The sequence below is a fragment of the Ruminobacter amylophilus genome (assembly GCF_900115655.1).
GTDB classification, from domain to species: domain Bacteria; phylum Pseudomonadota; class Gammaproteobacteria; order Enterobacterales; family Succinivibrionaceae; genus Ruminobacter; species Ruminobacter amylophilus.
In genome coordinates this window covers 42,358-48,357 of sequence record NZ_FOXF01000014.1, presented here as the reverse complement: position 1 = coordinate 48,357, position 6,000 = coordinate 42,358, and the positions used below count along the sequence as shown (strand labels likewise).

The window sequence follows — 6,000 nt, the reverse complement described above, 5'->3', positions numbered from 1 at the left end:
TATCCAAGAGCCATGAAACGCTGGTATGACAATTGGGATGCAATATGCCCGATTTTTAAATTCTCAGCTGAAGTCAGAAAGGTCATTTACACCACCAACGCCATCGAAAGCCTTAATGCGTCTTACCGCAAACTTAATCGCCAGAGAAGCGTATTTCCTAGCGACCAGGCCTTGCTGAAAGCACTGTATCTTTCCACTTTTGAAGCAACCAAAAAATGGACCATGCCTCTAAGAAACTGGGGAGTAATCTACGGTGAATTTCAGATAATGTATGAAGGCCGATTACCAGACTGATTTCCGGTATGAACAAAAGACGGAAGCTGAAACTTCCGTCTAGGAATTATTTTGTTTTTTAATAAAAATAGTTAAATTTCAATAGAAATAATTGACTATTTTATTTATAAAACATAAATCTTGACTTATAAAAACAAACAGGTAATATTAATAACACCAAAGCAGTGACCTTCTGGTTACTGCTTAAAAAATTTTCTCAGGATATTTTTCTATTTACAGAAAGATTTTCACATGCTCGCCGGTGCAGACCGTTAGTATACGGAAGCACAGGTGGTGGTGATGTCCTTGAGATTCTTCAGACTGTCTTCTCTTGGATTGAGTTCACCGATCTTTTCTTCAGCAAAGAAAACTTCAATCTTTGTGGCTTTCTGCAGCTTCTCCAGAAATTCAGTCCAGGCAAGGCCGGTGGATTTGTATTCCGTAGGAATCTCAATTAAATTGTCTTTCATCTCGGTATCAAAGGTGTAGAGCTTGCCGTCTATGTAGAACTCAACCTGATCATAGCCGTCCCGAGTGTTTTCCTCTTCGTTTTTGTAGTATTCAACCTTGTTGGCATGTTCCTTCTCGATTAAATCCTCACCGTCCGCGTAAACGTACAGGTTGCGATGAATCTCTTCACCTTCACCTTCATCTTCATCATCGGCATTTTCATTGACTTCACCCATGCAGCCGATGGCGATTTTGATTTTATTCTTTGGAGAATGAATAGTGTATTCCCACCACTGCTGCTGGAATTCGCTGCTCCAGATGTTGGGTGCGGCTTCGGCGATGCCTGCGGTGAACAAACTTAAAATGAGGCCGGTAAAACAGCCTTTCAATAATCTGTCAGTCATTGTTTTATCCCTTTATATCGACAAGGTTCATAACCGGTCATGTATATTAACATATTCATGAGCATGTAATGTCGTTTTATTAAGGATCTTTGTCTTAAGCGTGACATCAGATTAGCATATTTCCTGAATTTTACTGTATGATTAGGGGGTAATTTAAAAAAGTGTTTCATTTACAGAAAATCCATACGATTATGCAATCTCAAACCGTAATTTACAGTCTTGACATGATGAACTCTCTTATCTGCGCCACTCTGGTTCTTATAATGGGACATGCGGTCAAGAGTATCCTGCCTTTTCTCAGAAAATTCTTCATTCCCGGACCCGTTGCCGGAGGTATCTTTTTCGCGATAATGTCATTGATTGCTCATGAATACTGGAATCATGAACTGCATTTTGATAACCAGCTGAAGGATCTGACAATGATGATGTTCTTCACCGGAATAGGTTACATGGCATCCTTCAGACTGCTTCTCCGGGGAGGAAAGGAGGTTCTGCTGTTTACTCTGTGTACGGTACTGATGATTGTGGAACAGAATCTTACAGGCATCGGTATGGCCTGCCTCTTCAATGAGAATCCTCTGCTGGGACTGGCGACGGGATCCATTTCTCTTGTGGGCGGACACGGAACTTCGGCGGCCTTCGGTGTTGAACTTGAGAAGGCTGGGCTTGCCGGCGGTCTCTCTATAGCCGTAACCTGCGCCACCTTCGGTCTCATCTCAGGTTCTCTCATCGGCGGACCTCTCGGAAAATTCATTATAAAAAGGCACAGCATCGAATATCCCGGACACAGTGAGTTTTCATCAGATGAGTGTGAACAGGAACAGACCGTAAAGCATCTTCGCGAGGATACGCTGGGAGCTGCACTGATATATATTTTTTCAGCGGTGGCAGTTGGAACTCTGCTGATGGACTGGTTGAAATCAGCAGGATTTGTACTGCCCGCCTATCTGGGACCGATGGTTGTGGCCTGTTTCATCAGAAATATCGTTGACTGTACCGGACACCGCGTTCCCGATCATGCGATAGCAACATCCGGCAATCTGGCTCTGCAGTATTTTCTGGCCTTTGCCCTGATGAATCTCCATTTATGGGAACTAAAGTCTCTGGCGGGACCGATTGCGGTAACGCTGGCTGTTCAGTGTCTGTTCCTGATACTGTTTGTTTATTTCGTTACCTTCAGAATAATGGGAAGAAACTATAATTCCGCCGTACTCTGCTGCGGACAGTGCGGTTTCGGTATGGGAGCCACACCTAATGCCCTGGCCAACATGGCTACTCTTACGGGATTTTACGGTCAGGCACCGAGAGCCTTTTTTGTAGTCTCAATTGTGGGCTCGCTTATTATTGATTTCGTAAATGCCCTGATTATCACGGGGTTCAGTAAGGTTCTGTCATAACGGTAAAAATGATTTTCCCGGATATCCGTAAAGATAATCCGGGATGAAAATGTCCGGAGACAGGATTTTCATGTTCATTCGGTAAAGAAGCTGAAAGTCCATGACTCATAAAGCAGAGTCCATGCCTTAAGTTTAACAGTGTCTCACGGAGAATGAACATCAGATGCGGCAGACCGTCAAAAGAGCTGAATACCGCTGTTTCTGAATGCTTCCCGAAATGAAATGAAATAAAAAAGGCATGAATATGATTCATGCCTTTTGTGTCAGATTAAATAAACGCGTCTGCGTTTAATTATTCTGCTTTGCCGTTTTCTTCAGGAAGAACCTGCGGTTCCGATGCTTCTGAACTTTCAGCCGCTTCAGGTTTAACCTGTTCTTCTTCTGCCTTTACTTCCTGCTGGACTTCGACAGCACTCTGAACGTTTTCTGCCTGAGCTTCTGTCTTAACTTCTGCTTCAGCATAAACTTCAGGTACTGATTCTTCCTTTGCTCCGGCTTCGGTCATTGGAACAGTGGTGAGGTTTCTGATGGAGCTTACTCCGGCAAAACCGGCTGCTTCATTGAAGAGCTCATTCTGTTCGGTTCCTGATGAAGGTTCAACGACAGGAAGTTCACCTGCTTCCGGTTCGGTCATTTCAACGTGAGCCAGATTGCTGATGGAACTGAAGCCTGCATGTCTGCCGCATGCTCCGGTAGGAGTTTCGGTTTCGATACCGGCTGAAGGAGCAACCTCGTCAAGATCGCAAGGTGCAGGTTCAGTCATGGCTACAGCCACGAAACTTACGTTGGAGATACAGCCGATTCTGGCAGGAGTTCTGTATTCAAACGGAACAGCCTTAGGAGCTGCAGGTGCCGTCACAGCGGTTTCTGCTGCCGCAGCTTCGGTTTCAACCGCGGTTTCAGGTTTGGCAGCCTGCTGATTCTGGCGCGGCTTGCGTTCCTTTCTCTGGTTTTCACCGTTCTGGTTTCTCTTCTGCTGCTGTTTGCCGTTTCTTGCAGGCTTTTCAGACTTCTGAGTCTGCTGAACTTCAGCAGTGTTTTCAACTGCGGTATGTTCAGTCTTGACTGCTTCTTCCCTGCGGTTGGCGTTCTTTCCTTCCTGAGGATGATTCTTCTTGGCGCTGCGGTTTCCCTTAACCTGAATTTCTTCTTCGATAACAGGTCTGTTCTTGGACTTGTTTCCTGCAGGTTTCTGTGCCTGAACAGCAGTGTTCTGAGCAGGTTTTCTGCCTGTCTGGGTGCTGCGGTTCTTTGCTCCGGCCTGATTTCCGGCAGGACGGTTCTTGCCGTTGCGGTCGCGCTTGGCTGAAGAGCTGTCCTTTCTGTTCACGTTTACCTTGGAGATTGAAGGCTTGCTGACGGTAGCGTCATTGATGTCCTTGTCTTCGGCACGGAACAGACCGACGATGCTGTTAAGCATGCGCTTGAATATACCTACGGACTGAACAGGAGTTACCGCAGGAGCCGGCTTGGCAATGCTTTCGCTGATTGCTTCAAGGTTTACGGCAGGTTTCTGCGGTTCGTAACGGTTTCTGCTGCTGATTACGGTCTGGTCTTCATGGGCCGCAGGGAAATTGCTTGGAGCAGGGGTGTTGAACTGAGGAGCGTTACGCTTCATTAAGTTGAAGGTATTGATTTCAGCATCTTCACCGCTTCTGATACGGGCAATTTCGTAGTTAGGAGTTTCAAGAGTTCTGTCAGGTATGATGTAAACGCGTACTTCGTGACGCTTTTCAATACCGTCGAGAGAATGTCTCTTTTCGTTCATCAGGTAGGCTGCCACTTCAAGAGGAACTCTTGCACATACTGAGGCAGTGAAATCCTTGATGGCTTCCTCTTCAATGATACGGATAATTGAGAGGGCGAGAGAGCCATTGTCTCTGATTGAACCGAGGCCTGCGCAGCGCGGACATACGTGAGAGGTTGATTCACCGAGTGATGGTCTGATACGCTGTCTGGACATTTCCAGAAGACCGAAACGGGAAATTCTGGCAAACTGGATTCTTGCTCTGTCCTGTCTGGTTGCTTCGCGCATCTTGTTCTCGATTTCACGCTGATTCTTAACAGGCTTCATATCGATGAAGTCGATAACAATCAGACCGCCGACATCTCGTAAACGGAGCTGTCTGGCGATTTCCTCGGCTGCTTCAATATTGGTCTGAAGTGCGGTTTCTTCAATGTCTCCGCCCTTGGTGGCCTTTGCCGAGTTAACGTCAATTGAGGTCATTGCTTCGGTAGGATCGATAACGATTGAACCGCCTGAAGGAAGTTTAACTTCTCTCTGGTATGCGGATTCAATCTGTGATTCAATCTGGTAGTGACTGAACAGCGGGTCGCTGCCTTCGTACAGATGAACCTTGGAAATAAAGTCAGGACGAACCATGGAAACATGCTTCTTGACCTGTTCAAATACTTCAGGCACATCAACCAGAATTTCACCGATGTCCTGTCTCAGGTAGTCACGGATGGCTCTGAGAACAATGTTGCTTTCCTGATGGATGAGGAAAGGAGCAGGTCTGTCGTTGGCAGCCTGCCTGATCATTTCCCAATGCTTTACAAGAATATTAAGGTCCCAGTTGAGATCCTCAGGGCTCTTGCCTACACCGGCTGTTCTGACGATAACACCCATGCCTTCAGGAATGGTGAGAGAATCAAGGGCTTTTTTGAGCTCGGTTCTGTCATCACCCTCAATGCGGTGTGAAATACCGCCGGCGCGAGGATTGTTTGGCATCAGAACGATGTATGAACCTGCAATGGAAATATAGGTGGTTAGAGCGGCACCCTTAAGTCCGCGTTCTTCTTTTTCAATCTGAACGATAACTTCGGTACCTTCTGCGATCGCATCTTTCAGGGTGGATTTGTTGGTGTAAGAAAAACCAGGCTTGTAGTATTCTCTGGCTATTTCCTTGAGTGGAAGAAAACCGTGTCTGTCAGTACCGTAATCAACAAATGCGGCTTCCAGACTTGGTTCAACGCGGGTGATTACGCCTTTGTAGATATTAGCTTTCTTCTGCTCATGTCCGGCTGATTCGATATCTAAATCATAGATTTTCTGACCATCAACCAGGGCAACACGCATCTCCTCTTCCTGAGTTGCGTTTATTAGCATTCTTTTCATTAATTACTGCTCTTATCTGGTTATGGTACAGTATTAACAGCAGAATACGTAGAATATGCCGTCCGAGCTTGTATTAGAATTAATAGCAAGTCTTATCAGAACATGGCACATGCCTGAGTCTTATCTATATCTCAACCGCATTCACTTGAAGGCCCGTAAAAGGGGGAATGCTGAACTTATTTTCACGGTTGCCTGAAAATCCATCGGAAAACCGGAATCTCCTGGTCTTATACCGTGTCTTAATGTGAACCCGGATGTTATCCCGGTTCTTATGCAATCTTTAGTTCGGGTCGATTACTCTGCCTTTCATACGTCTCTAAGAGTTAATCCGTACCTGTATACATCTATTTTTCATTTA

General features: G+C 45.7%; 4 protein-coding genes. 2 read left to right on the top strand and 2 right to left on the bottom strand.

The window, feature by feature from the left end:
* On the top strand, positions 1 to 294 hold a 294-nt coding region (locus tag BMY80_RS05335), incomplete at its 5' end, for a transposase (protein ID WP_143066457.1).
* 251 nt (positions 295 to 545) lie between these two features.
* Here BMY80_RS05335 and BMY80_RS05330 read toward each other — a convergent pair.
* A complete protein-coding gene (locus BMY80_RS05330; RefSeq protein ID WP_093141626.1) occupies positions 546 to 1,127 on the bottom strand; it encodes a hypothetical protein in 582 nt (193 codons plus the stop codon).
* A gap of 191 nt (positions 1,128 to 1,318) precedes the next feature.
* Between BMY80_RS05330 and gltS the strand changes: the two genes are divergently transcribed.
* Entirely contained in the window at positions 1,319 to 2,524 is a 1,206-nt protein-coding gene (gltS, locus tag BMY80_RS05325; protein ID WP_245730055.1) for a sodium/glutamate symporter, read from the top strand.
* A gap of 292 nt (positions 2,525 to 2,816) precedes the next feature.
* Here gltS and rne read toward each other — a convergent pair whose 3' ends face one another.
* Complete coding sequence (rne, locus tag BMY80_RS05315) at positions 2,817 to 5,642, bottom strand: ribonuclease E (RefSeq protein WP_245730053.1); 2,826 nt, start codon at positions 5,640 to 5,642, stop codon at positions 2,817 to 2,819.
* Between the last annotated feature and the right edge of the window lie 358 nt (positions 5,643 to 6,000).

Bases quoted from the DNA above. Each gene is read 5' to 3' on its own strand.
- rne (WP_245730053.1), bottom strand. From the start codon at position 5,642: ATGAAAAGAATGCTAATAAACGCAACTCAGGAAGAGGAGATGCGTGTT.
- BMY80_RS05330 (WP_093141626.1), bottom strand. From the start codon at position 1,127: ATGACTGACAGATTATTGAAAGGCTGTTTTACCGGCCTCATTTTAAGT.
- gltS (WP_245730055.1), top strand. From the start codon at position 1,319: ATGCAATCTCAAACCGTAATTTACAGTCTTGACATGATGAACTCTCTT.